We start from the raw sequence: 26,427 nt of genomic DNA, 5'->3' as shown, positions 1-26,427 counted from the left end.
CGGGTTTTCACCAACCGGTCCCTCAGTGAGGTCGCGCTTGTTCCGCGCGACTTGGCCTATGCGTCGAGTGCACGACAATCCTGAGCCAGCCAGCCGATCTCGATCTCCTGCCCCGGTGACAGGCGGATCGCGTCTGGCGCGTTCCGGGTCTTGACGATGAACTCATCATTTCCGGCAACGGACATGCGGAAACGGAACACGTCACCCATGTAAATGAATTCTTTGACGGTTGCCTTCAGCGTATGTGCATCGGCGTGCAGGCGATCCTTGTTGAATTCTACCCGCTCGGGCCGGATCGATACTTTTGTCCGTTCGCCGGGTTCGCGAACATTGATCGGAACAGCGTCAATTTCAGAGCCATCATCCAGTTGGACGAGGCATGTATCGCCATCAATCGTCTTAATGACGCCTTCCATTGTGTTGTTTTCCCCGATGAACTGCGCAACGAAGCTGTTTTCCGGTTCTTCATAGAGCTGATCAGGCGGCGCAAGCTGCTGAATGCGGCCATCGTCAAATACGGCAACACGATCCGACATGGTCAATGCTTCGGTTTGGTCGTGGGTAACATAAACCGTGGTGATTCCCAGTTCATGCGCAAGACGTGTGATTTCGAACTGCATATGCTCACGCAGTTGTTTGTCCAAAGCGCCCAGAGGTTCGTCCATCAACACCAGTTCGGGTTCAAAAACCAAAGCGCGCGCCAAGGCAATTCGCTGTTGTTGACCGCCGGACAACTGAGCCGGACGTCGGCCGCCAAACGCACCCATCTGAACCATGTCCAGAGCACGTTGAACCTTTTCCTCCCGTTCAGACTTGCCCAGTTTGCGGACCTCCAAAGGGAACGAAAGGTTTTCGGCCACCGTCATGTGTGGGAACAGGGCATAGTTCTGAAAAACCATACCAATTCCGCGCTTATGCGGCGGGATATTGTTGATGGGTTTCCCGTCAAGGAGGATTTCGCCATGGGTCGCGGTTTCGAACCCGGCGAGCATCATAAGACATGTTGTCTTACCGGAACCCGACGGCCCGAGCATTGTAAGGAACTCACCCCTGGGCATCGCAAGATTTAGATCTTTAACGACGAGATTCTCGCCATCATAAGACTTCTGAACGCGTTGGAATTCGACAAACGCGGCGTCGTTCGTTGTACCGGTCACAAGACCCCCTGTTTCGTCAAATGATTATCCGAGAGCTTCGGATTTCATTGATCTGTAGGCAGCAGTTAAGACCATGCAGCCAGCATTTGGCAACTCTATTTAGCGGACTTTCTGCATTTTGAGTTCAACCTTAACACTCATTGAAAGCCGCTCAAGTCTCGCATGTGCCATGCAAGGCTTTGATTACTCGAAAGAACAGGCTTTCCGATCCGTTCACGAATCTCAGGGATTGCTTCAAGGGTGCGCAGGTTGGTACAGCTGAGGAAAACGGCCTCAACCGACGGATCAGATCCCAGTTTTGTTGCGGCTTCAATCACGGACTGCACCGAAATCCGAGCGACCTTTGCCTCTTCGGCCTGTCCGAATGTCCCGAAAACATCCATGGTTAAGCCGTTTTCCGAGAACGCGTTACGCAGCGGTGCGTTGACCTCTTCCACGTAAGGCGACAGCAGCGCAAACTTAGAAACACCAAGGTCCGCAGCGCAGGCCGTGGCCGCACGCAAAGGGTTTGTAACTTCCTCTGTTTTGCACGACTGCTTGATGAGTTCCTCCACACGCCCTGATCCAATGACGGAACTGGCCGACGTGCAGCCATAACCTACCACCCGAAAAGGTCGCGCGCTGGGCAATAATTCGGCCGCTGCCGGCAACGCCTTTTCCATCTCGGCAAGGCTTTCCGTTGTCACTTCAATGCCACTGGGAATCCGTGTTACATACAACGGACTTTTCCGGTCCGTGAAATACGTGCTGAATTCCGGCTCAATCGTCTCGTCGACCTGAAGTACGATCAATCCAAGTGGCGCGGCTTGCGGGTCGTCTTCGTCAAGCGTGTAAGGCACGTAAGTCATAGCTCAAGAATCTCCGGCCCGATGCGCGGGCTGATAAAGCGCGGGGCATCGTCTGTTAGGACAATGTTTTCTTCGTGAACTAGGATCTTGTCACCAACTGCAATACCCGGCTCCAGGGTCAGCACCATACCGGGTTCAAGAACGGTCTGGTCCGTCGGGATGAGGGACGGCCATTCAGTCAATGACATGCCCAACCCATGCCCCAGCCGACCGGCATCTGTGCCTTCAGAATCCTTGGTCAGCACCGTGTTCATTGCATGAAACAACTCTGCGGCGGTTGCGCCGGGCCGCGCGATTTCGAATGCAGCATCTGACGCTTCTATCAGCCTGGTGTAAGCAGATTTCACGTCGGAATTTGCTGGGCCGACAGACCAGTTGCGGTCGAAATCGCTGAAATAGCCATCCCAGACCAAGCCGGTGTCAAGCATCAGTACATCGCCATCCTTCAAGGGGGACGAAGACGCAGGCGAAATCACATCAGAATAACCGCCCTGCTCTGCCCCACCTGCGAGATATGGCACCCAGTCGGCGCCCTCTTCCAGACAGAGTATCTGGAAACCGCGAAATACTTCATCCAAAGGCACGCCGGCCCGTGCAATCTCGGGAACGCGCGCGAACGCGCGACCAGCTATGGCGCATGCAGTTTCGATCTTGGTGATTTCTGCATCGGATTTGACCATGCGAAGCTGGCGCAAAATGCCCTGATCTCCGGTGATGCAACGCGAACCGAGACTGTTTCGCAGGCGTTCAATGTCCGACAGGGGCATACGCGCGTGCGTCTCGTGCCCATCCGGCATTCCGATACGACCTTTGGGGGGCGTCAGTTCCGTCAGGGCATCCGTCAAAAGCGAAACGCCGTCATCCTGAAGGTCGGGTGAGCTCCACGTTCGGATGTCGTCGATCCAGGTTTGCCCCATCAATGAGGCGCCGATCGAGGGGATAACTGCGACCGGTTTGCCAGCCGCAGGCAGGATCAGGAACCAAGGGCGGGTCGGGCTTTCCCAGAATCTGGTCAGGTACCCGGTAAAGTAGCGCACATCGGTTTCCGTGGTCAGCAGCAGCGCCGACAGGCCCGCGGCACTCATCATCACCTGTGCGCGTTCAGTACGCGCGGCAAATTCTTCTGGATCGAACCCTCTCATCCGGCGGCCTCAGAGGTGGTGCGCCGCATGCAGGCTGAACCGATGAATCGACGCAGCCTGAATGGCCCAGTCTTTCGGCCCGTTCGGTGTGGATTGATATCGGTTTTCATGCACCCCCCGGAATTTTCATTCGTTGACGTGAGCGGATCGGTAGGGTTCTGTCAACCACAGTCTTTTGTTGACCGGAGGCGCCAATGACCCACTCTGATCCAGCCTTCAGCCAGGCGGAATATGATCGCCGTCTTGCCAAGACCCGAAAGGCGATGGCCGCAAAGGGAATTGACTGCCTTTTTGTCGAAGACCCATCGAACATCGGGTGGCTCACCGGGTATGAGGGATGGTCTTTTTACGTTCACCAGGGTGCCCTGGTTTTTCTTGACGCGGACCCAATCTGGTGGGGGCGTCGGCAGGATACAAACGGTGCGCTGCGTACGGTGTGGATGGGGGACGATCGGGTTTTCGGATACGCCGATCACTTCGTGCAGTCGACCACACGGCATCCAATGCAGGATCTGGCCAAGCTTATTGCTGACTGCGGACACGGCCAGAGCCGAATTGGGGTGGAGCTGGATAATTATTATTACTCGGCCAAAGCCCATATTACACTGACAACTGAACTGCCCGGGGCGACGCTGATAGATGCAACGGCTTTGGTCAACTGGCAACGGGTTGTAAAATCCGGCGAAGAAATCGCCCTGATGCGCAAGGCGGCCCGAATTTCAGAGTTTGTGACTGACGGCGTGCTTGAACGCGTTGAACCCGGCCTGCGCAAGAACGAACTGGTCGCGCAGATTTACCATGACGCGATAACGGGCGTCGAAGATGACTGGGGGGATTACGCGGCCATTGTACCACTGTTGCCGTCAGGGTCAGACGCCGCCGCGCCACATCTGACCTGGAATGGTGATGTGTTCAAATCGGGCGAATGCACCTTTTTTGAGTTGTCCGGCTGCTATCGCCGATATCATGCTCCGTTCTGTCGGTCGGTGTTTCTGGGACGGCCGCCTGATCATCTTAGAAGGGCCGAGGCGGCTTTGGTTGAAGGGTTGGAGGCGGGTCTGGAGGCTGCGCGGCCCGGCAATCGCGCAAAAGATATCGCCAAAGCGCTGGCCGCACCGCTGGAACGTGCGGGGATAGAACGCGGTGCTCGCTGTGGCTATCCTGTAGGCCTCAGCTATCCTCCGGACTGGGGCGAGCGCACGATCTCGTTGCGGGACGAAGACAATACGATCCTCGAAGCCGGGATGACATTTCACTTTATGCCCGGGCTATGGATGGATGATTGGGGGCTTGCGATCACCGAGACCATCCTGATCGATGAAAAAGGACCGGCAGAGTGTCTGTGCAAACGACCACGCAAAATATTCGTCAAGCCCTGATAGGCGCACGAACGATTGAAGGCCCGCGCCGGATCAAACCCGTATCTGTTCAAGCAACCAGTCACGAAACAATGCGGCCGCCGGATTGCTGGCGTCGGCGGAAAGATAATACCCTTCGTTGCATTCGACAGTGCTGTCATGTGCGCTTTCGACAAGACCGGTTGCCATCGCATGTTTCGCCAAAAATTCGCTGATCAGGGCAACCCCGCTGCCATGAACCGCCAAATGAAGCGCCATGCCGAACGTGTCGACGAAAACAGCAGGCTGCCGTCGCACGTCCTGCTTGTCGAACCACGTCTTCCATCCACTGGACGTGCCGACTGCTTCTATCAGGGGAAGGTCGAACGGATCCCCTGCAAGCGTCGGCGCCTTTAGAGCGACAAGCCTGTCAGGCCTCAGGCGCTCGGCCCCCCTGCCCACTTGTTTTTCTGACCCAAACCTGACCTGAACGTCAGCTTGCGACGCGTGAAAATCGTCAGGCCAGATTGCACTGAGCAGCCGCACACTGATCTCTGGATTGCGTGTGGTGAAGTCCGCGAGATTTGGGGCGATGACCCATTGCGCGACACTAACAGAGGTGGCGACCGTCAAGACATCTCCTGGTGCGCTTGCGTCGGCCCTTCCAGCAGCAGCGGCAAGTGCCTCAAGCGCACTGCCGACCTCGGGCAACAGTTTTCGCCCGGCATCCGTCAGGGCCAGACTGCGAGGATGTCTTACAAAAAGTGCTGTCCCCAGACGCATCTCAAGGGACTTTACCTGCTGACTGACGGCCGATTGAGTCAGACCTATTTCCTCGGCAGCCGCGGTAAAACTCAGGGTCCGGGCTGCTGCCTCGAAGGAACGAAACCAGGTCAAGGGTGGAAGTGATTTTCCCATTGATCAAGTTAGCCATTAATCTTTTTAATGCGAAAGCACATAATTCAATCATTTGTCAAAAACCACACTCGTTTCTACCTTTCTCCAGCGCGACAGGAGAGGTGTGATGAAGCCAGAAATACGCAAGATTGTAACCTACGATGAGGAAGTTCTTGTCGAGGGATTTCGCGCTGCGGAAATCCCGTGGCGCATGTTTGCCGTGGCCGCAGTGATTACAAATCCCTGGGCTGGTCGATATGTCGAAGACCTTAAACCCGAAATACACGCATATGGCCCCATACTCGGAAAGATGATGACGGACCGCATGATTGCGTTGGCCGGCAGTGGTGACGCAATCGAAGCCTATGGCAAGGCAGCCGTCGTCGGACTGAATGGCGAGGTCGAGCACGCCTCGGGCATTATTCATACCCTTCGGTTCGGCAACCACTACCGGCAGGCGGTCAGCGCGAAGTCCTATCTGGCTTTTACAAACACGCGTGGCCCTGCGAATGCGCCGATCATGGTGCCATTGATGGACAAAAACGATGCCGGGCGGCGTTCTCACTACCTGACGATTCAATTCTCGATCCCAGACGCACCACGCGACGACGAAATTGTCGTCGTACTGGGGGCGGCAACCTCGGGCAGACCGCATCACCGCATCGGCGACCGTTATCAGGATCTCAAGGATTTGGGCCATGACGTGGACAACCCGGCCGCGGTCTGAAATCGGCGGGCTGGCCGCAATCCAAACTGGCACAGGTCCGGAAATCCTGTTGCTCCACGGGGTTGGCCTGCGGGCCGAAGCCTGGGGCGCGCAGTTAGACGAGTTGGCCTCTGAAGCTCGCCTGACAGCGCCGGACATGCCCGGTCACGGAGAAAGCCCGTTGAGTTTTTTCGACACGGAGCTGTCGGAATACAGTGAAGCAGCACGGAATGTGCTGGGCAGTCTGAACGGTCCGGTCCTAGTTGTCGGCCACTCGATGGGTGCTATGATCGCGCTGGACCTTGCCGCCAAGGCGCCAGATCGGATTTGCGGCGTCGTGGCAATGAATGCCGTTTTTGAACGCGGCGCAAAGGCAGCGCAGGCGGTTCAGGAACGTGCTGCGGGACTGGATGGTGAAACACCGGTTGATCCAAACAGCACGCTGCGCCGGTGGTTCGGTGACATCGGTTCGCCTGAACGTGATGCCTGCCGCGAATGGCTGATGGCCATGGATCCGGCTGCTTACAAGCTGACCTATACGGTTTTTGCACAAAGCCAAAGTCCTTTGCGCAACGCGTTGGAGAAACTTGGCTGCCCCGCACTTTTCCTGACCGGAAGTCTGGAGCCGAACTCCACTCCCGACATGTCGCATAAAATGGCTGAAGTCACCCCGAACGGACGCACGCTGATCATCGATGGAGCGGCCCATATGATGCCGATGACACATTCAATTCAGGTCAACGCCGCCGTTTCCAGCTTTCAAAGCGAGGTGCTATCATGACCAAACTCGACCCCTGCGACCTTCGGCGGGCATTTGGCAGATTCATGACCGGCGTGACGGTAGTTACCACTCGCAACGCCTCTGGCATGGCCGTAGGCTTCACGGCAAATTCCTTCACTTCGGTTTCTCTCGACCCGCCACTGTTGATCGTTTGCCCAGGCAAGAACTTGTCTTCATACAGCGAATTCTCGGCCTGCACCCATTTCACGGTGAGTGTTCTGGCCGAGGGGCAAGAAGATGTGTCCAACACCTTCGCTGGCTTCAAAGGTGATCGGTTCGCCAAAACCGACCATAGCCTCGACGCGCGAGAGATCCCGTTGATCAACGGCGCAGTCGCGACATTTTCCTGCCAGACCCATCGAGTTATCGAGGCAGGTGACCATTGCGTTTTGATCGGTCAGGTCGAAGCCTATTCCCACGACGACCGCCCGGCGCTGGGCTACGCGAACGGGCGGTACTTTAGCCTTGGTCTGGAACGCGGCGCGCTTGAACCGACGGGGCGCCGGATCGTCTGCGGCGCAATCATCGAACACGAAGGCCGCGTGCTGCTTGAGAAAACGGATGCCGGTTTCAGGCCGCCGCAGGTCACATTGTCCGACCGGCGACAGTTGCGGGACAGCCTCCGGCAGGATCTGAATGATCGTGGCATCGACGCAAATCTCGGCGTCGTCTACTCGGTCTATGACGATGCCACAGCGCATCATGTCTACATATTGGGCAATGCGCCGGACCTTCCCAAACACGGCAAACTTGAGGCCGTCGCGATTGAAGATTTGGCGGCCCTTTCCTACACGACGACGCCAATCACCACCATGATTTCTCGTTTTGCGCTGGAAAGCCGAACCCGCGACTTCTCACTTTATCTGGGCAGCGCGCAGCAGGGCGACGTGCACAGCTTTTCTGAAAGGACCTGATGGATGGAGTTTTCCCTTTTTGCACACATGGAGCGGCTGAGCCCCGATCAACCCCATGAGAAGCTGTATGAAGAGTTCATCGCGCTGTGTAAAATGGCCGATGAGGCAGGAATGCGTGCTGTCTGGACCGGTGAGCACCACGGAATGGACTTTACGATCGCACCGAACCCTTTGATGTCCCTTGTAGATATCGCACATCACACCAAGAACGTGCGGCTTGGCACGGGTACAGTGGTTGCGCCGTTCTGGCATCCGATCAAACTGGCCGGCGAAACGGCTGCGGCGGACCTGATGACGGGCGGCCGTATCGAGTTGGGCATCGCCCGCGGCGCCTATTCGTATGAATATGAACGGATGGTGCCGGGGATGGATGCATGGGACGCTGGCCAGCGCATGCGGGAAATCGCGCCGCTTTTGCCCCGGCTGTGGGATGGTGACTGTGCCCATGAAGGAGAGTACTTCAAATTCCCGGCTACCACCTCGGCCCCCAAGCCGGTGCAACCCGGCGGGCCGCCCATCTGGATCGCGGCGCGGGATCCGAACAGTCATGAATTCGGTGTGCAGAACGGCTTTAATATTCAGGTCACACCGCTCTGGCAAGGCATGCATGAGATTGAAACGCTGATGGGCCGCTTTGAGGATGCCTGCGCAAACTATGACGGGCCGCGCCCCAAGATCATGCTTCTGCACCACACCTATGTTGGCAGTGACGATGCTGATCTGGATCGGGCCGCTCAGGAATTGTCTTGCTTCTACAACTACTTCGGGGCCTGGTTTCAAAACAAGCGGCCAGTCCAGCAGGGCTTGATCCAGAAGCTGACGGACGAAGAGATGGCGGCCAACACGATGATGGCTCCGGAAAACCTGGCGCGCGATCTGACTATCGGAACCGCAGATGAAGTCACGGAACGTCTGAAACGCTATGAAGACCTCGGCTACGATGAGTATTCGTTCTGGATAGACAGCGGTATGAGTTTCGAACGCAAGCGCGCATCGCTCGCCCGCTTCATCGACGATGTGATGTCCAAGTTTCAGTGAGGATCAAGACGATGCACCAGAAGCCACACTTCCAGCTTTATATCGACGGTTCGTGGACCGAAGGGGAACACGGGCAAGTGATGAGCTCGCAAAACCCTGCGACGGGCAAGGACTGGTCCAGTTTCGCCTGCGCCGCGCCGGAAGACGTGAACCGCGCCGTTTCTGCGGCGCGTCGGTCACTTGATGATCCAACGTGGCGCGACATGACACAAACCGCGCGCGGCAAACTGTTGTTCAGGCTTGCGGAACTGATCGAGGAAAACGCCAGACACCTGGGCCAGCTTGAGACCACTGACAGCGGTAAGCTGCTTGCCGAAACGGCGAGCCAGACAGCCTATGTCGGTGACTATTATCGATATTATGCGGGGCTCGCGGACAAGATCGAAGGGGCGGTTCTTCCGATCGACAAACCGGACATGCATGTCTTCACCAAACGCGAACCGATTGGTGTGGTGGTCGCTATCGTACCCTGGAACGCACAGATGTTCCTGACCGCAACCAAACTTGGACCCGCGATAGCGGCAGGATGTTCGGTCGTGCTGAAGGCCTCCGAAATTGCGCCCGCTCCGATGTTGGAGTTCGCACGGCTGATCGATGAAGCTGGTTTTCCGCCCGGTGTGGTCTCCGTCATTACCGGGGATGCCGAAAATTGCGCCATCCCGCTTACCCGGCACCCGGACGTGGACCGGATCGCATTCACCGGCGGCCCTGAAACAGCGCGCCATGTAGTGCGCAACTCGGCTGAAAACTTTGCGGTGACCACCTTGGAGCTGGGCGGAAAATCCCCGATCATCGTTTTTGATGATGCCAATCTGGATGGCGCCGCCAATGGCTTGATTGCGGGAAATTTCGGCGCCTCGGGTCAAAGCTGCGTGGCCGGTTCGCGCGGGCTGATTCACCGCCCAGTGCTGGATGCGCTTGCTGACAAGATCGAAGAGAAGATGAAGGGCGTCGTTATCGGTGATCCATTGGAAACGGCCACCAATATTGGCCCGCTCTGCACCGAAGCTCAGTTGGAAAGAATTCAGGCGACTTTGGCGAAAGCCACAGAACAAGGTGCACGCATCCGTTTCGGAGGAAAACCACTGGACCGGCCAGGCAACTACATGGACCCAACACTGGTGGAATGCACGAGCGCAGAGACTGAGACGCTGAAGGTCGAAATGTTCGGCCCCGTAATGTCGTTGCTGCCATTCGAAACGGAAGAGGAAGCCATCGCTTTGGCCAACGACTCTCAGTTTGGGCTTGGGTCTGGTGTTTTCACTGAAAACGTCGCCCGTGCCCACCGGGTTTCATCCCGTTTGAAATCGGGAATTTGCTGGATCAACACATACCGCGCCGTATCACCGATTGCACCTTTCGGCGGCTATAATCAATCCGGTTACGGCAGGGAGGCAGGAATCGAGGCCATTCACGATTACACGAGGACCAAAACTGTCTGGCTGAATACGTCAGAACAGCCAATGTCGAACCCATTCGTCATGCGCTGACAAAAATTTATTTCCTTGTCTTTTTGAAGGCGCAGGTGTTGCGCTTGTCCATCGCACCAAATTCTCTGAGCCCAGCTCATTATGATGCAACGCCTTGTGGTTTCCGGCTGTTTCGAAGCACCCGGATGGCGATCTTTAGTCCATTCGAACCGAATATCTTGTAATGGGTTCCGAATACGGCATTCGCATTCCCGGCAAAGTCGGAGCGACAGCCCAAAGAAACAAACGGGGTTATTTCCGGCCCTTCATGGACGCTATCGAAGTCGGCGATGACCAGGTTACGCACGAGGGGACGGCGAGCTCAGATTGAAACGGCTGTAGTTGCTCGACAAGTCGAGCGCTCAGCAGTTCCCTGTTTTGCTCTGAAATAGCGGTGCTGTCAGACAAATCCGAACCAGTCTCGGCTAGCAACTGTATTCCTTATATGGGTTGAGAATCCCAGTATTGACGGGATTTGCACAGAGCATTTGCTTTTGTGACGAGTTTTCGGGCCTCAGCGGTGATAATGATTTTGTACGATTTTCCGGCCGCGCGTTGGTGATCAGCGAAGGCTTTCAGAACCGAGTTGTGATGAGCCGCAACCAGCGCGGCCTGGAACATCACGTACCGTAGCAAGCGTCGTCCGCCGCCAATGGCTCGTTTCCCGCGCAAAGCCCCACTGTCATGGGCGATTGGTGCGAGTCTCATCAATACTGGGGTTCTCAATCCAAATAAGGAATTCAGTTGCTGGCCTTCGCAATTCAGGTTGGCTTTGGGTTCGATAAAAACATGATTCAGATCCTGCGACGGGAGTCATTGCGCCCCGGCGAAGAGTATTTGTTTCCTGCGGTCTGCATCCCTTTGACACAAAACGAAATCGCTCTCATTCAAAAAACCCCGGGGAGAGGGCGCAACTAAAAAATGTCCAAAATCATCACGCCCTGCGACTAGCGCAACCAGAGTTTTCACGCCGTTTTTCTGCTTCATTGAGGGCTTTATGAAACGCAACGCCGCACCAATGCGTCTAACGTCTGTGTTATTTGGTCCTGATGCGTGAAACAGATGCCCGTGATGCATGGATGCCTGCCCCGCACGTAATTCCACAGCGACTGCATCTTGTTCATTCACATCAACCGCGATTTCCTGCCCACGTGATAACAGATTGTTTTCGCTGAAGGTGTCCACGTGTGGCACGATACGGCTTTTATGGCTGCCGGGAACGAACTTCATACACCCGCTTTGCTCGGAAGCTTCCGAGATCGCAACCCAGCAGGTAACTTCCTCTGCGTCATCCAATCCCCAATAGGTCAGGTCCTGATGCCAGGAAACGATCTTTGTAGATCGAACTTCTTTGACAAATAGTGCTCCGCTCCAAACCATAAGGTCCGGTCCCAATACCGTTGAAGCAACTTCAATCAGTTTAGGATGGCGAAGAAGTGCGTCGAATGAAGGTATTAGTCTGTCCGGATAAGAATATAGCAGCTTCAGTTTATCTGGGTCGTCTTTGAGAATGCGCTCCGCTTCCTCAAAATCATCGCGCAATGCCCGGGTCTCGTTGTCTGTTAGGATGTCCAGCGGTGCTACGAAACCATCTCTTTCATAGGCCTCCGCGACGTCAGGCGATTGTCTATCCATTTTCATTATCCGTGAAAATCAACTGCACCTTCATTGATCGGCTTCGGTCAGATGCGATCTCGAACGCGGCTATCGCCTCCCGTACATCAAAGGAATGCGTCACCAACTGATCGACGTTAATTAGTCCGCTTCGCATCATCTCGACCGCGACTGAAAACTCGGAATGGAAACGGAAAGATCCGCGAAGTGCAATCTCTTTTGCAGTCAACACCTGCATCGGCACCGTCATGTCGCCCCCCAGACCAAGCTGAACTAAGGTTCCGCCCGGGCGCAAACAGGCAACGCCAGACGCCAGAGCGGGTTGGGCACCTGAACACTCCAAATGTATGTCAATTTGGCCCTTGTCTCTCTCAAAAAGCTCCAATTTTTGTGGTTCGTCCTTGGTGTTGATCACCTCGTCTGCACCGCAATCGCGAGCCGTGTTCAACGTCTGATCAGAAATATCGGTTGCTATAATTCTGGCAGCCCCTGACCGTCGTGCAACCATGATCGTAAGACACCCGATCGGACCGCAGCCTGTGACGAGTACCGTCTTACCGACCAGGCTCCCCGCCTGATTAACCGCGTGTAGACAAACAGCCAAAGGTTCCGCCATAGCAGCCTGCGCCGGGGTCAATCCATCTGCTGCAACACATTGGTTGGCTTTGACGACAAGTTTGCTCTGAAAGGCACCTTGGATATGAGGATATGGCATTGCGCTGCCGTAGAATTTCATATCAAGACAGTGGTTTTGCTGACCTTTCAGACAATAGAAGCAAGTTTGGCAGGGACAGGACGGAGAAATTGCGACCAGTTGACCAACGTTTAGCCCAACAGCACCTGCTCCGATGTCCAAAATTTCACCTGCAACTTCATGCCCAAGCGCCATAGGCTCACGCAACCTGATCGAACCAAATCCTCCGTGGTTAAAATAGTGCAGGTCAGAACCGCAAATTCCACCGGCCTTCATTTCAATCAGAGCTTCATCTGAACCTATGTCGCGAACGTTTCGAGTTTCCAACCTAAGATCCTTCGCAGCATGGACAACAACCGCGATATTGGCCGACGACATTGATAAGACCCCCCTATACAGATTGCCAAAAGATACGGATAGTCGGTGCCAACAACCAAGGAGTTTTTGCATGACGCTTGAATTGTTCGACCTAAAGGGAACTCGAGCACTGGTGACGGGCTCTAGCCAAGGCATTGGATTTGCGCTGGCTCGCGGCTTGGCCGCCGCCGGTGCAAAGGTCATTTTGAACGGGCGCGACACCGCAAAACTATCTGCAGCAGCCTCCGAGTTGAACCAGGCAGGCGCCTCGGTACGTGAACTTTCGTTCGATGTGACCGATCATGAAGGTGTCCGATCTGCTGTGGACGACTTTGAAGAAAAAATCGGCCCGATAGACATCTTGGTAAACAACGCCGGAATGCAACACAGGACAGAGTTACAGGATTTCCCCGCTGATGCCTTCGAGCGCCTACTACAGACAAATGTGGCGTCCGTCTTTCACGTCGGTCAGGCAGTGGCACGACATATGATTGAAAGAAAGTCTGGTAAGATCATTAACATTGCATCGGTTCAATCCGCATTGGCCAGACCGGGTATTGCGCCTTACACGGCGACAAAAGGTGCCGTGACCAACCTTACAAAAGGGATGGCAACTGATTGGGCCAAGTATGGTCTTAACTGCAATGCCATTGCGCCTGGATATTTCGATACGCCTTTGAACGCCGCCTTGGTTGCCGACCCAGAGTTCAGTGCATGGCTCGAGAAACGTACTCCGGCCGGCCGCTGGGGCAATGTGGAAGAACTCGTCGGTGCCGCAGTTTTCCTTGCGTCCCCCGCATCCAGCTTCGTCAATGGACATACTCTCTATGTCGATGGTGGAATAACCGCGTCACTCTGATCTGGAACTTTTAATCGTCTGCAAAGCGTGGCTGAACAAAGAAATCCGTCACACCACCGACTTCAAGGCAATCAGCACAACAACCAACAAAGAACCTGCCATCGCTAAGTTGATCCTTCGGTGCGACCTCTCGCTTAAATCAAGGCTACCTAGTTTTGCACCAGCACTCAGCCAGATCATGTGCACTGGCACCCAAATCGTATTGAAAACTATGACTTTTATGATGACCTCCATAAAAGGCGCTTCGGGCAAAAATGCAAACCCTGAAAACAATGCAGTGCCGACCACGTAAGCTTTTGGATTAATGAATTGTAGCGTCAGCCCATTTGCAAATCCAAGTGGTGAGTCTGCAGGAGAGAATCCAACTTTTGAGCCAGCGCTAGCAATGCGCCAGGCGAGAAAAACCAAGTATCCGACCGACGCAAACAACAACAAGTTTCTGAGCACTGGCACAGCCAACGCCGCGGCGGCTACTCCCGAGACCACCAACATCATGTTGATGAACCCGCCCAGCATCAAACCTGCGACAAATGCCAGACCTGCCCGAAAACCAAATGCTGATCCAATTCCGGCCGTTGTCAGAACACCAGGCCCCGGGGTAATCAGCAGAAAGAAAACCGCAACAGCAAACTCAAACACTTGTCAGATTGGCCATTTACACATCTCTGCATTCCGGAACAGCCGTGATAACCGATCCGTCCTTAAGATGTTGCAGCAGGTTGTCGACAGTGAGGTCACCCATGGCTGCACGCGTCTCAAGAGTCGCGCTACCAGCATGAGGAAGAAGAACGACGTTGGGCAGCTCGCGCAGTTCTTTTGGAACACGCGGTTCGCCCTCGAAAACATCCAGCCCCGCCCAACCGAGCTCACCGTTCTGCAATGCTTTGATAAGAGCAGTTTCGTCGACGACTGACCCGCGACTAACGTTTATCAGTGTTCCGTTCGCCCCCAACGCACGCAACACCTCAGCGTTTACCAGCTTATTGGTCGACGAGCCTCCGGGCGTGATGCATATCAGGATGTTCACGTGTTCCGCCAATCCAACCAAATTATCGAAGTAGCGGTACGGAACATCTTTCTGAGTCCGGGTATGATAAGAAATTTCGGGAGCCCATGGCTCCAACTTGTCAACGATCGCCTGACCAATGCGACCAAGACCAAGAATGCCTACTTTTTGATTATCCGCAGATCGGGTCAAAGGGGCGTTACCTTCAACTTCCCATCGTCCGGACCGAACGTAATCATCGTCACGTACGAGCTCTCGATAACATGACAGCAATAGCAGAACTGCCGTGGTTGCGACTTCTTTGTTCAACACATTAGGTGTGTGCGTCACGACAATCCCGCGCTCAGCAGCGGCATTTGCGTCGACGGCGTCGTAACCAACCCCATAGACGCTGATCATTTTCAGATTACTGAGGGAAGTCATTAGGTCATGCGGAACTCCGTCGTGCCCATTTGTAACGATATGCGTTATGCTTTCCGCGTTGAAATCATCCAATTGATGTATGTCGAATACTGAGGTCAGGCGGTCTCGCATCCGTTCTGTGATGCCGCCAATTTGCAACAAGTCAGTCATCTTGGCCGACCTTTTGCCTCTGAACACCCAACCCATCGATGCGAAGCTCCATGACGTCGCCTTTTTTTAGGTAAACTGGTTCCGGCTTGATCCCCATTCCAACACCGGGCGGTGTTCCAGTTGAAATGACGTCGCCTGGGTGCAGTGTGAAAAGCTGGCTTAGATGCTCAATGATCTCGGCAACGGAAAAGATCATCGTAGCGGTGTTCCCGGTTTGCATGCGCTGACCGTTTACATCCAGCGACATAGCAAGACTTTGAGGATCAGGCACCTCGTCTCGGGTCACTAGCCAAGGGCCGGTAGGGCCAAATGTGTCGCAGGATTTTCCTTTGGTCCATTGGCCTGTCAATTGAGTTTGAAAATGCCTTTCAGAGACATCGTTTACGATACAATAGCCAGCAACGTATTCGACCGCGTCAGCCTTGGAAACATATTTGGCCGTTTTGCCGATGACGACGCCGAGTTCGCATTCCCAGTCGGTGTGCGTAGATCCACGCGGCATGACTACGTCATCATATGCCCCAATGACCGCAGAATTTGCCTTGAAAAAAAGTATCGGATGCTTCGGGATTTGAGCACCGGTTTCTGCCGCATGGTCCGAGTAGTTTAATCCAATGCACAGGAATTTTCCGATTTTCCCAATACAAGGTGCGATGCGAGGATCACCCTCTACAATCGGTAGTTTGCCGGTATCCAATGAGCGCAGATTGTCAAGTGTTGCATCATCCAACATCTCACCCGTGATATCGTTGATGTGAGCAGACAGATCCCGTAGTAGGCCCTCAGAGTCGACCAAGGCGGGTTTTTCGGAGCCCTCGGCTCCGTAACGAACAAGTTTCATTTCTGTTCCTTTTAGTGATTGTCGCGTGGCAAGAAACCTCGCGCGATATCGCGGTAGTTTTCTGCACCCTTAAGGGTCATGCCACGATCCAGTCGATCTACTTTTTCGCGGAATATTTCCTGCCACGGTGATTGATTGGGCGGCATCGAATACCCACCGCGCGCCTCTAGATCGCGGGCGCGTTCATGCAGTTCTTCAAGAGAAACCAGCATATCTGCTGTGCCTTTGCCAAGATCGATGCGTAACCGGTCACCATTTTTTACCAAGGCCAACCCGCCGCCTTCCGCAGCTTCGGGTGAAGCATTCAGGATCGAAGGGCTTCCTGATGTGCCGGATTGCCGGCCATCACCGATGCAAGGAAGGGCTTCGATGCCTTGTTTCAACAAATATGCAGGCGGACGCATGTTCACGACCTCTGCGGCACCCGGGTATCCTTTTGGTCCGGCTCCGCGCATGATCAGAATACAGTTTGCGTCGATGTTTTCCGCGGGATCGTCGATCCGATGGTGAAAATCCTCAGGCCCATCAAAAACGACAGCGCTGCCCTCAAATGCATCGGGGTCGTCTGGGTTTGACAGGTAAGCCATTCGAAAAGCTGGCGAGATCACAGATGTCTTCATAATCGCGCTCTCGAACAGATTGCCCGAGAGATTGATGAACCCTGCTTGTTCCTTAACAGGGCTGCTGACAGGCTTGATCACATCACAATTAAGCGACCGGCGCATGGAGCAGTTTTGCCCCATCGCGTTGCCGTTCACCGTTAATGCATCGGGATGAGGAAGCAATCCAGCTTCAAGAAGCTCTCCGACAACTGCAGGAACGCCACCAGCATGTTGGTAATCTTCACCCAGGTATTTCCCGGCTGGTTGCATATTGACCAAAAGAGGTACGTCGTGGCCATGTTTCTGCCAGTCATCGTTGTTCAGCGGAACACCAAGATGCCGGGCAATTGCATTCAGGTGTATCGGCGCATTTGTCGATCCGCCAATGGCCGAGTTAATGACAATCGCATTCTCAAAAGCCTGACGTGTCATCACATCGCTGGGGCGTAAATCCTCCCAGACCATGTCCACAATGCGTTTACCGGTTTCATAGCTGATTTGACCGCGCTCTCTATACGGGGCTGGTATGGCTGCTGATCCCGGCAATTGCATTCCCAAGGCTTCAGCAAGCGAATTCATGGTCGTCGCCGTTCCCATGGTGTTGCAATAGCCAACCGAAGGTGCTGCGGCAGCAGCGATTTCCATAAACTCATCGGTATCAATTTCATCAGCTGCAAGGTCTTCGCGCGCTTTCCAAATAACCGTTCCCGATCCGGCGCGCTCACCTTTCCACCAGCCGTTGAGCATGGGGCCGACCGACAGGGCGATCGCTGGGATGTTGACAGTCGCAGCGGCCATGAGAAGTGCGGGCGTGGTCTTGTCGCAACCAATGTTCAGAACAACGCCATCAATCGGATACCCGAATAGACTCTCCACCAAGGACAGATAAGCGAGATTGCGGTCCAAAGAGGCAGTTGGCCGTTTACCGGTCTCTTGTATCGGGTGCACGGGAATTTCAATGCACGTTCCCCCGGCAGCGATGATCCCGTCGCGAACGCGTTTGGACAACTCGATATGGTGCCGATTGCAAGGGCTTAAATCGCTACCGGTCTGAGCAATGCCAATTATTGGCTTGCCCGACTGCAGCTCCTCACGGGTCAGTCCGTAGTTGAGATATCTTTCGAGATACAACGCGGTCATTTCCAAGTTTTCAGAATTCATAAACCACTTGCGAGACCGCAGATCATCCTTTGATATTACTGTCATTGGCCTGACCAACCCCCATCAATTATATGTGTGTGTCCTGTGGTGAATGCACTCTCATCACTCGCCAGATAGACGACCAATGCAGCAATCTCTTCTGCTTTTGCCACACGCCCCATAGGTTGACGTGCCACAAATTGTGCAAGCGCTTCTTCTCTGCTGCCCAGTTGCTTGCCCAATTTATCGACCCTGCCCCGCCAACTGGGACTGTCGACCGTTCCCGGGCATATGCAATTGCACCGAATTCCTTGCGTTATAAAATCCACGGCCACCGATTTCGTTAGCCCAACAACAGCAGCCTTAGTCGCGCCATAGACGAAGCGATTTGGCGCGCCTATTACAGATCCCAACGCGGACGACATATTGATTATCGACCCTCCGCCACGCTCAAGCATTCCGGGCAAAACAGCCTTAACAGTGCGCACCATTGAACGAACGTTTAGGTCCATGGCAAAATCCCATTCGTCATCTGTTGCTTCGAGAATTGTGCCGTGATGCACGAACCCAGCACAATTAAACAGAACGTCTGGTTTGGCCCGCTCGGCACCTTCTTGGACACTTTCATCATTCGTTACATCCATCTCGAAAATTTCTAAATTTTCGAGATTCTCTCCCCGAATCGAGTTTAGGTTTGTGATGTTTATGTCGGTCGCATAGACAATCGCGCCCTCTCTCGCCATTGCAACCGCGCTGGCAAGTCCGATCCCTTGCGCCGCAGCTGTAACCAACACACGCTTTCCCTTAAGTCTTTCTACCATTTATATTTTCCAACTTCCTTAGTCACAATTGCACCGCTGGCTTTTGGTCCACGGATCAACTGAAGTTCAAAGAAACCTTGGCAAGACTTCGACGACTTGTGGCATGTGAGGCCAGAAACGTTAGCGTATGACAGAGATTGTGGTTTGGCCATAACCAAGCGTGATACATCCCTAGGAGGACAGGAAATCATGAGCAAACAGTTTGATGTCGCTGTGTTGGGAACCGGCCTGATGGGCGTTCCCATGGCGCGGAATCTCCTCAAATCTGGCTTGTCTGTGACCGCATGGAACCGAACCCTAGACAAAGCCAAACCCTTGGTTGCGGAAGGTGCGACGGTAACGGACACCGCCGCGCTGGCGATAGCGGATGCAGACATTATTGTGACCATGCTTTCGGATGGATACGCAACTGGTGCGCTGTTGGCTGACGCGGCGTTCTGCGAGCACTTGAAGCCTGGAATGATCTGGATTGATATGTCTAGCGCCAAGCCTGAACACGCCCGAGAACAATCCGCGCAATTGGCCAGGATGGGGATATCTCATTTGGATGCCCCGGTTTCCGGTGGCACAAGAGGCGCCGAGGCGGCAACCCTTGCGATCATGGTAGGAGGAGACAAAGACGTACTGGAGCAAGTTAAACCAATTCTTTCAGCAATGGGCCAACCTGTCCACGTCGGCCCTAGTGGCTCAGGGCAATTGTGCAAACTGGCCAATCAAACAATTGTTGCTGTAACAATTTCAGCCGTCGCCGAAGCGACACTTTTGGCACAGCAAGGGGGTGCGGATCCAGTGGCCCTGCGTTCGGCATTGAAAGGCGGATTTGCTGATAGCGTTATCCTGCAACAACACGGTGAACGAATGTCTGAGGGCAATTTCGCACCCGGTGGCTTGTGTAAATTTCAGCTAAAGGACTTGGACAACACGTTGGAAGAAGCGAGAAGCCTAGGCATCGAACTGCCCAACACGCAATCTGTACGCGACCGCTTCAAGTATCTTATTGACGAAATGGCTGGGGCTGAACTGGACCATTCGGCTCTGTATCTGGAACTCAAAAAACGGAACAAAATGTCGTGAACCCGATTCTTGTCATTGGCGGAGGAGGGATGTTGGGCCAGAAGTTGGCTCATCGCATTGCGGCTGAAAAGACCTTTGGTGTGAATGCCCAAGTCTCACTGTTCGATCTCGCGTTTCCGCCAAACAGTGCGGTAGGCAATCAGATTGAGGGAAGCTTGACAGCGCCCGGCGTAGCCAAGTCTTTCGCCGCACAGCGCCCAGACGTCATTTTCCATCTCGCTGCTATAGTTTCTGGACAAGCTGAGACCGACTTTGCATTGGGTTGGGACGTCAACCTCATGGCGACGTGGTCACTGCTAAACGCGCTCAAAGATGAACACGAGGTGTCCAAAGGCGAGTACCGGCCGCGATTGGTTTTTGCCTCTTCCATAGCAGTTTTTGGAGCACCATTCCCCGACAAGATAAATGATCAGTTTCTCTCTGCGCCTTTAACCAGTTACGGGGCGCAGAAAGCGGCATCTGAAATAATGATCACGGACTTTAGCAGAAAAGGATTTATCGACGGTATTTCTCTGCGGTTGCCGACTTTGTGCGTACGCCCCGGTAAAGCCAACGCTGCCGCTTCGTCCTTCTTTTCAGGGATTATCCGAGAGCCTTTGAACGGAGAGGAGGCCATATTGCCTGTTGCCGATACTGTACGCCACTGGCATGCCAGTCCACGCGCAGCAGCGGCCTTCTTGACCCACGCTGCCAACTTGGACACCGAACTTTTGAACGACCGACGCTCGTTGAATATGCCTGGCGTAAGTTGCACGGTATCAGAACAGATTGAAGCGCTGCGTACTGTAGCCGGCCAAGACGCAGTTGCCTTAATAAAACGTATTCCTGACGCGGCAATTGAAAGTATAGTTAAGAATTGGCCCCGTGACTTTGAAACGGATCGTGCGCTGGACTTGGGATTCCGGGCGGAATCGAGTTTTGACGATATTGTCCGCGTGTATCTGGAAGATGATTACAAGCGTTAATGGCCCATCGTCTTTCCGGTCAAGTGGCGCTTAAGGTGGTCGTGAATTTTGTCTCTTGTTAATTGCTCATCCCCTGACAGAGCAGCTTCTAGTATATCTGCATGATGCCTTATGTTTTGAGAGATGAACTCGAAATTGCGGTCTGCCACCATCAATTGCTGTCTGAATTGAGAATAAATTCGGCCATGCATTTGCTTCAACGTTTCCGATCCACAAGCAGAAATCAACGTTTGGTGAAATTCCTTCTCCGAGGCAAACCAGATCTCGACAAGGTCGCTCGGGTCGTTTGCGGCGTGAATGCGTTTTTCGATATGGCTGAGTTTGTGATGTGCAGCCGTCAATCTTGCCTCCCAATCCACTCCGCCATTTCGGATCGACATTGCTGTGCCTTCTGCCTCCAGCAAAACACGGACGTGTGTCAATTCGATAAGCTTCTGCGGGGAACGCTTTGGCACGCGGAATCCCTTTTGTTCCTGAAAGTCCACCAAACCAACAGCGGCCAAACGAAAAAGGACTTCACGAACTGCACTCGCAGAGCAGCCATACTCTTTTCGCAGTTCTTCGGCCCGCACCTTGGATCCATGTTCGAATCCATTAGAGATTAGACGCATCTTAAGATCTTGATAAATATCTACTTCTTCGTTCATCCCAGTATGCGCCTTCAAGTTTGTCCAAGGAGCGTCTTAACGCTATTTTCGAATTTTTACAAGAATCTCGAAATTTTTCGTAATTTCAAATTTTTCTTGTTGCATTCGATTCGTCGGCTTAACGTTTACTCGCGTGACAGCAAAGGAGGCAGCAAGATCTCCCACTCCGCGCAACGCTCAACGTCTGGGAGGACAATATGAAAATAGTCAAGACAGCGGCCGTGGCGGCCGTAGCCACGACAATGGCAGCCGGCTTTGCGATGGCTGAAACAACGAAGCTCAGAATTCAAACCCATTTCTCGCCCGAAACTCTATCTGGCCAGATGGCCGCAAAATTCATTGAAGACATTCAGGAAATGTCGAACGGCGAAATCGAAGTTGAAATGTTCTATTCCTCTTCGGTGGTCAAATCAGTTGAAACATTCGATGCCGCAGCTACGGGAATTCTGGATTGCGACATGACGGGTGGCGGCTATCAGACCGGTAAGAATCCGGCCTTCCAGTTTGCGGGCGACCTGCTCGGCGGATACCAGAACCCATATCAGCAAATGGCTTGGCTTCTTCATGGCGGCGGTAGAGAAGCCGTAAACGATCTGTACAACGGCTACGACATGGAATTCATCGGATGGTGGATTCCCGGGCCGGAGTCGCTTGCTTCGACCAAGCCGATTGCAAAAGTGGAAGACTTCAAGGATTGGAAGTTCCGCTCGCCTCCAGGCCTGGCGACCAAAGTGTTCGCGGAACTTGGCGCTTCTCCGATCGTGATGGACTTCAACGAAATCTTTACGGCTTTAGAAACCGGTATCATTGATGGCGCGGATGCTGCAAACCTGACTAACAACGTGGGTCTGGGTCTATACGAGATCGCAGGTCACACAAACTATCCCGGTTTTCACTCGATGCCTGCAGATCACCTAGCCTGTCGCAAAGACGTTTGGGAAGCTATGCCTGCGCACCACAAGAAGATCATGGAAGTCGCAATGGATAGCTTGGCATTGCACAATGCCACAATCAATGAAGTGCAGAACGCTCAGACTGCAAAAGACCTGCAAGCAAAAGGGGTTCAGTTGTACGAATGGTCGCCTGAAGACCTGGCAGCGTATCGCGCGGCCGTTCAGGTCGGTTGGACTGAATTCGCGACGACCCCTGAGGCACAGGCACTTTTGGAAAGTCACATCAACTTCCTGCGTGACCTGGGAGCAATGCAGTAGTCAGGCTTCGACCGAATTACGACGCACGGAGAGGCCGCACTAGCGGCCCCTCCGGATCGGCGCCGGGATCCAGAACTTCATGAAAATCAAAAGAATAATAAGTCACGTACTGCAGTACGACATGCCGGAAGTTTTGGGCTATTCGCAGCAGTATTATGACAAGCGGACAACCCATCTCGTTGAAGTTCAAACGGACGAAGGGGTGACAGGCTGGGGAGAGTGCTTTGGCCCCGGCAACATAGCAGTAGCAAACAAGTCCATCGTCGAAAAAGTAATCCAACCTATGGTGCTGGGTTTGGACCCATTGGACAAAGACGTGATCTGGCACAAGGTGTACAACCTTCTCCGAGATCATGGGCAAAGTGGAATGCCGATGCAGGCCTTGTCCGGGGTAGATATCGCCCTTTGGGACATCACGGGCAAAATCACTGGCCTCCCCCTCCACAAGCTTGTCGGCGGTGCGCATCGGACAAGTGTTCCGTGCTACGGCTACGGCATGATGCTGCGGGATGAACCGATTTCTGATCTGGCCAACCGTTTCGAAGATGAAGCTGCAAAGATCAAGGCAATGGGGTTTACCGCGACCAAAATGAAAACCGGCTTTGGTCCTAAGCCAGATGTAAAGCTGTGCGAGGCGGTGCGACGCGGAGTTGGTGACGACTTTCCTTTTATGGTCGATGCAAACCATGCCTATACGACTTCGGACGCATTTTTTGTCGGTCGTGCGTTGGAAGAACTGGACGCATATTGGTTCGAAGAACCCGTCGCGCCAGAAGACATTGACGGGTACCGCGAACTGCGCTCTTCGCTTAAAGTCAACATCTCGGGCGGAGAGGCGGTATTCAATCGCTGGGCCTGGCGCAATCTTCTTGAAAATCGCGGCATCGATATAGCGCAGCCAGAAGTATGCGCTTTGGGCGGTGTTTCAGAGTATCTCAGGGTACTGGCCCTATGCCACGCACATTTCACTCCGGTCGTAAATCACGTCTGGGGCAGCGCCATCGCCGTCGCAACTAATCTGCACCTACTGGCCGCCATGCCAGCAATTCCAGGCGGTTTGCATCCATGGGAGCCAATGCTGGAGTTCGACACAACGGACAACAAGTTTCGGGACGATCTGCTGACCGTTCCGCTGGAAATTCAAAATCAGGTCAAGGCCAACAACGGCCGTGTCATGATCCCGACTGGCCCCGGACTGGGTGTCGAGCCGGATCGAGACTTTATCGATCACTACAGGATCGAAGGATAGGGACGAGGGTTACGCGATGCACAAGAATTCAGGCGGACCAATTGAATGGCTCATACCGTTGGCCTTCGTCGCGACTGCCAGTTGGCTTGTTTGGCATCTTCCAGCATTCCTGTTGGATTGGCTGCCTTACACCTCAGAATCTCTCAAAAGTCAGGTAACGGAAATCTACCTCCGCAGCGACGTCACGCCCGAAATGTCTGGTGTGTTCGGGGGGTACATCGACGTCATCGACGTGGCCGCGCTAGTGCTTTTACCTGTTCTTGCAGTGATTGGCACAAAGACCGTGCGCCCGGCGACGATGGAGTTCGAAGGCTCGACGGTTATGGACCGCGTCGCCCTGTTCATAGGCCGAGTTACGATGATGATGATAGCAATCATGACTGTCGTGATGCTCTACGAAGTCTTCATGCGCTACATATTGGAAAAGCCAACCGAGTGGGCCAACGAAATGACACTCTGGTTCGCCAGCTTTGTGTTTTTGATGTCTGGCTACTACGCCATGCAGCAACGCAGTCACATTAGAATATTCCTGCTGTACGATGCAGTTCCACGTTGGCTTCAGCGCGTTTTTGATACGGTTTCGACAATACTGATCGTGCTGTTTGCCTTCTTTCTGGTCTACGGCAGCTACAAACAGGTGTTCGTCAACAAGCTCTATAAATGGGAGCTTTATGGCTCCGCCTTCAATCCTCCGATCCCGGCGACATTGCAGCCGATGGTGCTGATCGTGATTACGCTCGTCGCAATGCAAGCAATTTTGAACCTGATCTCGGATTGGAACAAAGAACCGGAAATCCACACGGATGAACCGGATGAGGATGAGATTGAAATGATCAAGCGGGCGGTGGGACAAGACTGATGGATATTGGAACAATCTCACTCATCCTGATGGTCGCCCTGATCGTGCTTCTGGCGATCGGTATGCCCTTGGGTCTGGCCTCGGCCTCGCTTGCGGTTCTGGTTCTCGTCCTGAAGTTCGAACCTACACTTCTTTTGAACCCATTTTCATTCGGCGACGGCATTCTGACCGGCCGGCCGGGAACAGGGCCACTCTATATCCTGGCGCAGAAGATATACGGACTCTTAACGGACTACGTGCTCATATCCGTGCCATTGTTTATCTTCATGGCGTCGCTGCTAGAGCGGTCCGGGATCGCGCGCGACATGTATTCGTCGCTGAATGTCTGGCTGTCCAGAACACGTGGCGGCATCGCGATCGTGACCTCGATCATGGCGGTTATCATGGCGGCCATGTCCGGCATTATCGGCGGTGAGGTTGTCCTGCTGGGCCTTATCGCCCTGCCCCAGATGCTGCGCCTTGGCTACGATCAGAATCTCGCCATCGGCGTAATATGCGCCTCGGGGTCGCTGGGTACCATGATCCCGCCCTCGATCGTTCTGATCATCTATGGGCTGATCACCGAAACCTCGATCAAGTCGTTGTTCACCGCGTCGTTCATTCCCGGCTTCATGCTGGCCTCGATGATCATCCTGTACATTATCATCCGCACGCGGCTGAATCCTCACCACGCGCCGCTGCCTGAACCGGACCCGAACGACCCCGAACCGGTTGAAAAACGCAAGCTGTTTGCGGCCTTCATGAGCATCGTCGTAGCCGGTTTTTCCACCGTTCTGTTTGTCCGGGCCGCGTTTTTCGAGCTTTCTGGCTCGAACGCCGCCAGCCAGGGCGAACCAGCGCGATTGGGAACAGCTGACTACCTGCCTTGGTTTGCCGGCATCACGATCGTCGCCCTTCTGCTGATCTTCTTCGTCTTTGGCAGGCAGCGCGCCAAAATCGGGTGGGAAATGGGCAAAGGTCTCGTCGCGCCGCTGGTCGTCATCGGCGTCGTGCTCGGCTCGATCTATGGCGGGATCACCGGCATCACCGAGGCAGCAGGCATGGGCGCCTTCGCCGTTCTGATCATCGCCATTCTGCGGGGCGAAGGATCATTCGAGCTGGTTTGGGACAGTTTGATGCGGACGCTGAAGTCCACTGGCACCATCATCTGGGTGACCATCGGGGCCGCCGCGCTGGCGGGTGCTTACACCATAGCCGGCGGGCCTCAATATGTGGCCGATCTGATCGTCGGGCAGGACCTGCCGACCATGCTGGTCATTCTGGTAATGATGCTGATCCTGCTGTTCATGGGCGCGTTCATGGATTGGGTCGGCATCGTCCTGTTGATCATTCCTGTCTTTCTGCCGATCGTCCTGCGCCTTCCCATTGAGGAAATCGGACTCATTGGCCAGTTGCAGCCGAGCCATGTCGCCATCTGGTTTGGCGTCGTATTCTGTATGAACATGCAGGTCAGCTTCCTGTCCCCCCCATTTGGCCCGGCCGCGTTCTACCTGAAGTCGGTGGCCCCTCCGCATATCAGCCTGACGGATATCTTCCGCGGCTTCCTCCCATTCATCGGGATCCAGTTGCTGGCGCTTTCCGTTCTTCTGATCTGGCCGGGCATCATCGCGCTGCTTTTGTGAGGTA

The 26,427-nt window shown here is 54.2% G+C and carries 26 protein-coding genes; 13 read left to right on the top strand and 13 right to left on the bottom strand.

Features of this window, described 5'->3' with window-relative positions:
* Positions 1-56: 56 nt before the first annotated feature.
* From AC2FFA_RS01615 to AC2FFA_RS01605, 3 genes are all read right to left on the bottom strand, one after another.
* Entirely contained in the window at positions 57-1,157 is a 1,101-nt protein-coding gene (locus AC2FFA_RS01615) for an ABC transporter ATP-binding protein (protein WP_117869138.1), read from the bottom strand.
* A 137-nt stretch (positions 1,158-1,294) separates the two neighbouring features.
* Positions 1,295-2,005, bottom strand: coding sequence for a maleate cis-trans isomerase family protein (locus tag AC2FFA_RS01610; RefSeq protein ID WP_299896612.1), 711 nt, complete (start codon positions 2,003-2,005; stop codon positions 1,295-1,297).
* On the bottom strand, positions 2,002-3,147 hold the full coding sequence (locus tag AC2FFA_RS01605; protein WP_117869140.1) for a M24 family metallopeptidase: 1,146 nt from the start codon (positions 3,145-3,147) through the stop codon (positions 2,002-2,004). The genes AC2FFA_RS01610 and AC2FFA_RS01605 overlap by 4 nt, the downstream gene beginning before the upstream one ends.
* Positions 3,148-3,341: 194 nt before the next feature.
* On the opposite strand from AC2FFA_RS01605, the gene AC2FFA_RS01600 reads away from it, so the two are divergent.
* Positions 3,342-4,526: a M24 family metallopeptidase gene (locus AC2FFA_RS01600; protein WP_117869141.1), complete on the top strand. Its 1,185-nt coding sequence runs from the start codon at positions 3,342-3,344 to the stop codon at positions 4,524-4,526.
* A 33-nt stretch (positions 4,527-4,559) separates the two neighbouring features.
* Here AC2FFA_RS01600 and AC2FFA_RS01595 read toward each other — a convergent pair whose 3' ends face one another.
* Positions 4,560-5,381: a LysR family transcriptional regulator gene (locus AC2FFA_RS01595; protein ID WP_299896607.1), complete on the bottom strand. Its 822-nt coding sequence runs from the start codon at positions 5,379-5,381 to the stop codon at positions 4,560-4,562.
* Positions 5,382-5,508: 127 nt separating this feature from the next.
* Between AC2FFA_RS01595 and AC2FFA_RS01590 the strand changes: the two genes are divergently transcribed.
* The 5 genes from AC2FFA_RS01590 to AC2FFA_RS01570 are packed head-to-tail and all read left to right on the top strand — an operon-like array spanning position 5,509 to position 10,310.
* Positions 5,509-6,108 (top strand): amino acid synthesis family protein, encoded by a 600-nt coding sequence (locus AC2FFA_RS01590; protein WP_496849556.1) that lies wholly within the window; start codon positions 5,509-5,511, stop codon positions 6,106-6,108.
* Positions 6,080-6,868 carry an alpha/beta fold hydrolase gene (locus tag AC2FFA_RS01585; RefSeq protein WP_496849554.1) on the top strand — a complete coding sequence of 263 codons (789 nt, stop codon included), beginning with the start codon at positions 6,080-6,082 and terminating at the stop codon, positions 6,866-6,868. Before AC2FFA_RS01590 ends, AC2FFA_RS01585 begins: the two co-directional genes overlap by 29 nt.
* Positions 6,865-7,782: a flavin reductase family protein gene (locus AC2FFA_RS01580; RefSeq protein ID WP_496849553.1), complete on the top strand. Its 918-nt coding sequence runs from the start codon at positions 6,865-6,867 to the stop codon at positions 7,780-7,782. The genes AC2FFA_RS01585 and AC2FFA_RS01580 overlap by 4 nt, the downstream gene beginning before the upstream one ends.
* A gap of 3 nt (positions 7,783-7,785) precedes the next feature.
* Complete coding sequence (locus AC2FFA_RS01575) at positions 7,786-8,820, top strand: LLM class flavin-dependent oxidoreductase (protein ID WP_496681942.1); 1,035 nt, start codon at positions 7,786-7,788, stop codon at positions 8,818-8,820.
* A gap of 11 nt (positions 8,821-8,831) precedes the next feature.
* The gene (locus tag AC2FFA_RS01570; protein ID WP_496849552.1) at positions 8,832-10,310 is read left to right on the top strand and encodes an aldehyde dehydrogenase; all 1,479 of its coding nucleotides are present in this window, start codon (positions 8,832-8,834) and stop codon (positions 10,308-10,310) included.
* Positions 10,311-10,730: 420 nt separating this feature from the next.
* On the opposite strand, the gene AC2FFA_RS01565 is transcribed toward AC2FFA_RS01570, so the two are convergent.
* The 3 genes from AC2FFA_RS01565 to AC2FFA_RS01555 form a co-directional block, all read right to left on the bottom strand.
* Positions 10,731-10,997, bottom strand: a complete 267-nt coding sequence (locus AC2FFA_RS01565; RefSeq protein WP_496849550.1) for a transposase — start codon at positions 10,995-10,997, stop codon at positions 10,731-10,733.
* Between the two features lie 105 nt (positions 10,998-11,102).
* Positions 11,103-11,924, bottom strand: coding sequence for a phytanoyl-CoA dioxygenase family protein (locus AC2FFA_RS01560; protein ID WP_496849548.1), 822 nt, complete (start codon positions 11,922-11,924; stop codon positions 11,103-11,105).
* Entirely contained in the window at positions 11,917-12,975 is a 1,059-nt protein-coding gene (locus AC2FFA_RS01555) for an L-idonate 5-dehydrogenase (RefSeq protein WP_496849546.1), read from the bottom strand. The genes AC2FFA_RS01560 and AC2FFA_RS01555 overlap by 8 nt, the downstream gene beginning before the upstream one ends.
* 70 nt (positions 12,976-13,045) lie before the next feature.
* Between AC2FFA_RS01555 and AC2FFA_RS01550 the strand changes: the two genes are divergently transcribed.
* A complete protein-coding gene (locus AC2FFA_RS01550) occupies positions 13,046-13,813 on the top strand; it encodes an SDR family oxidoreductase (RefSeq protein WP_496849544.1) in 768 nt (255 codons plus the stop codon).
* A 48-nt stretch (positions 13,814-13,861) separates the two neighbouring features.
* On the opposite strand, the gene AC2FFA_RS01545 is transcribed toward AC2FFA_RS01550, so the two are convergent.
* From AC2FFA_RS01545 to AC2FFA_RS01525, 5 genes are read right to left on the bottom strand one after another with little or no spacing between them, the layout of a single operon-like run.
* Positions 13,862-14,452: a LysE family translocator gene (locus tag AC2FFA_RS01545; RefSeq protein WP_496849542.1), complete on the bottom strand. Its 591-nt coding sequence runs from the start codon at positions 14,450-14,452 to the stop codon at positions 13,862-13,864.
* A 16-nt stretch (positions 14,453-14,468) separates the two neighbouring features.
* On the bottom strand, positions 14,469-15,392 hold the full coding sequence (locus AC2FFA_RS01540) for a 2-hydroxyacid dehydrogenase (RefSeq protein ID WP_496849540.1): 924 nt from the start codon (positions 15,390-15,392) through the stop codon (positions 14,469-14,471).
* The gene (locus AC2FFA_RS01535; RefSeq protein ID WP_117869153.1) at positions 15,385-16,233 is read right to left on the bottom strand and encodes a fumarylacetoacetate hydrolase family protein; all 849 of its coding nucleotides are present in this window, start codon (positions 16,231-16,233) and stop codon (positions 15,385-15,387) included. The genes AC2FFA_RS01540 and AC2FFA_RS01535 overlap by 8 nt, the downstream gene beginning before the upstream one ends.
* Before the next feature lie 11 nt (positions 16,234-16,244).
* Complete coding sequence (locus AC2FFA_RS01530) at positions 16,245-18,041, bottom strand: IlvD/Edd family dehydratase (RefSeq protein ID WP_496671980.1); 1,797 nt, start codon at positions 18,039-18,041, stop codon at positions 16,245-16,247.
* Positions 18,038-18,796: an SDR family oxidoreductase gene (locus AC2FFA_RS01525; RefSeq protein ID WP_496849537.1), complete on the bottom strand. Its 759-nt coding sequence runs from the start codon at positions 18,794-18,796 to the stop codon at positions 18,038-18,040. Before AC2FFA_RS01525 ends, AC2FFA_RS01530 begins: the two co-directional genes overlap by 4 nt.
* A 189-nt stretch (positions 18,797-18,985) precedes the next feature.
* On the opposite strand from AC2FFA_RS01525, the gene AC2FFA_RS01520 reads away from it, so the two are divergent.
* On the top strand, positions 18,986-19,870 hold the full coding sequence (locus AC2FFA_RS01520) for an NAD(P)-dependent oxidoreductase (RefSeq protein WP_496681924.1): 885 nt from the start codon (positions 18,986-18,988) through the stop codon (positions 19,868-19,870).
* Complete coding sequence (gene denD, locus AC2FFA_RS01515; RefSeq protein WP_496849535.1) at positions 19,867-20,835, top strand: D-erythronate dehydrogenase; 969 nt, start codon at positions 19,867-19,869, stop codon at positions 20,833-20,835. Before AC2FFA_RS01520 ends, denD begins: the two co-directional genes overlap by 4 nt.
* Here denD and AC2FFA_RS01510 read toward each other — a convergent pair.
* Complete coding sequence (locus AC2FFA_RS01510) at positions 20,832-21,482, bottom strand: GntR family transcriptional regulator (protein ID WP_299896564.1); 651 nt, start codon at positions 21,480-21,482, stop codon at positions 20,832-20,834. The two genes, denD and AC2FFA_RS01510, sit on opposite strands and share 4 nt — an antisense overlap.
* Before the next feature lie 197 nt (positions 21,483-21,679).
* Here AC2FFA_RS01510 and AC2FFA_RS01505 point away from each other — a divergent pair, with 197 nt between their 5' ends.
* The 4 genes from AC2FFA_RS01505 to AC2FFA_RS01490 all read left to right on the top strand — a co-directional run bounded on the left by AC2FFA_RS01505 (position 21,680) and on the right by AC2FFA_RS01490 (position 26,423).
* A complete protein-coding gene (locus AC2FFA_RS01505) occupies positions 21,680-22,693 on the top strand; it encodes a TRAP transporter substrate-binding protein (protein ID WP_117869159.1) in 1,014 nt (337 codons plus the stop codon).
* Positions 22,694-22,772: 79 nt separating this feature from the next.
* Positions 22,773-23,942, top strand: coding sequence for a mandelate racemase/muconate lactonizing enzyme family protein (locus AC2FFA_RS01500; protein WP_496681919.1), 1,170 nt, complete (start codon positions 22,773-22,775; stop codon positions 23,940-23,942).
* Positions 23,943-23,958: 16 nt separating this feature from the next.
* Positions 23,959-24,801 carry a TRAP transporter small permease subunit gene (locus AC2FFA_RS01495; RefSeq protein WP_254683807.1) on the top strand — a complete coding sequence of 281 codons (843 nt, stop codon included), beginning with the start codon at positions 23,959-23,961 and terminating at the stop codon, positions 24,799-24,801.
* Positions 24,801-26,423: a TRAP transporter large permease gene (locus tag AC2FFA_RS01490; RefSeq protein ID WP_117869161.1), complete on the top strand. Its 1,623-nt coding sequence runs from the start codon at positions 24,801-24,803 to the stop codon at positions 26,421-26,423. Before AC2FFA_RS01495 ends, AC2FFA_RS01490 begins: the two co-directional genes overlap by 1 nt.
* Positions 26,424-26,427 lie beyond the last annotated feature (4 nt).

The organism is Ruegeria sp. YTSB088, from assembly GCF_059609825.1.
The sequence above is the reverse complement of the archived record's forward strand: the minus strand, read 5'-3'. Positions and strand labels throughout refer to the sequence as shown.

Bases quoted from the DNA above. Each gene is read 5' to 3' on its own strand.
- AC2FFA_RS01610 (WP_299896612.1), bottom strand. From the start codon at position 2,005: ATGACTTACGTGCCTTACACGCTTGACGAAGACGACCCGCAAGCCGCG.
- AC2FFA_RS01605 (WP_117869140.1), bottom strand. From the start codon at position 3,147: ATGAGAGGGTTCGATCCAGAAGAATTTGCCGCGCGTACTGAACGCGCA.
- AC2FFA_RS01600 (WP_117869141.1), top strand. From the start codon at position 3,342: ATGACCCACTCTGATCCAGCCTTCAGCCAGGCGGAATATGATCGCCGT.
- AC2FFA_RS01590 (WP_496849556.1), top strand. From the start codon at position 5,509: ATGAAGCCAGAAATACGCAAGATTGTAACCTACGATGAGGAAGTTCTT.
- AC2FFA_RS01585 (WP_496849554.1), top strand. From the start codon at position 6,080: ATGACGTGGACAACCCGGCCGCGGTCTGAAATCGGCGGGCTGGCCGCA.
- AC2FFA_RS01580 (WP_496849553.1), top strand. From the start codon at position 6,865: ATGACCAAACTCGACCCCTGCGACCTTCGGCGGGCATTTGGCAGATTC.
- AC2FFA_RS01575 (WP_496681942.1), top strand. From the start codon at position 7,786: ATGGAGTTTTCCCTTTTTGCACACATGGAGCGGCTGAGCCCCGATCAA.
- AC2FFA_RS01570 (WP_496849552.1), top strand. From the start codon at position 8,832: ATGCACCAGAAGCCACACTTCCAGCTTTATATCGACGGTTCGTGGACC.
- AC2FFA_RS01565 (WP_496849550.1), bottom strand. From the start codon at position 10,997: ATGAGACTCGCACCAATCGCCCATGACAGTGGGGCTTTGCGCGGGAAA.
- AC2FFA_RS01560 (WP_496849548.1), bottom strand. From the start codon at position 11,924: ATGGATAGACAATCGCCTGACGTCGCGGAGGCCTATGAAAGAGATGGT.
- AC2FFA_RS01555 (WP_496849546.1), bottom strand. From the start codon at position 12,975: ATGTCGTCGGCCAATATCGCGGTTGTTGTCCATGCTGCGAAGGATCTT.
- AC2FFA_RS01550 (WP_496849544.1), top strand. From the start codon at position 13,046: ATGACGCTTGAATTGTTCGACCTAAAGGGAACTCGAGCACTGGTGACG.
- AC2FFA_RS01540 (WP_496849540.1), bottom strand. From the start codon at position 15,392: ATGACTGACTTGTTGCAAATTGGCGGCATCACAGAACGGATGCGAGAC.
- AC2FFA_RS01535 (WP_117869153.1), bottom strand. From the start codon at position 16,233: ATGAAACTTGTTCGTTACGGAGCCGAGGGCTCCGAAAAACCCGCCTTG.
- AC2FFA_RS01530 (WP_496671980.1), bottom strand. From the start codon at position 18,041: ATGACAGTAATATCAAAGGATGATCTGCGGTCTCGCAAGTGGTTTATG.
- AC2FFA_RS01525 (WP_496849537.1), bottom strand. From the start codon at position 18,796: ATGGTAGAAAGACTTAAGGGAAAGCGTGTGTTGGTTACAGCTGCGGCG.
- AC2FFA_RS01520 (WP_496681924.1), top strand. From the start codon at position 18,986: ATGAGCAAACAGTTTGATGTCGCTGTGTTGGGAACCGGCCTGATGGGC.
- AC2FFA_RS01510 (WP_299896564.1), bottom strand. From the start codon at position 21,482: ATGAACGAAGAAGTAGATATTTATCAAGATCTTAAGATGCGTCTAATC.
- AC2FFA_RS01505 (WP_117869159.1), top strand. From the start codon at position 21,680: ATGAAAATAGTCAAGACAGCGGCCGTGGCGGCCGTAGCCACGACAATG.
- AC2FFA_RS01500 (WP_496681919.1), top strand. From the start codon at position 22,773: ATGAAAATCAAAAGAATAATAAGTCACGTACTGCAGTACGACATGCCG.
- AC2FFA_RS01495 (WP_254683807.1), top strand. From the start codon at position 23,959: ATGCACAAGAATTCAGGCGGACCAATTGAATGGCTCATACCGTTGGCC.
- AC2FFA_RS01490 (WP_117869161.1), top strand. From the start codon at position 24,801: ATGGATATTGGAACAATCTCACTCATCCTGATGGTCGCCCTGATCGTG.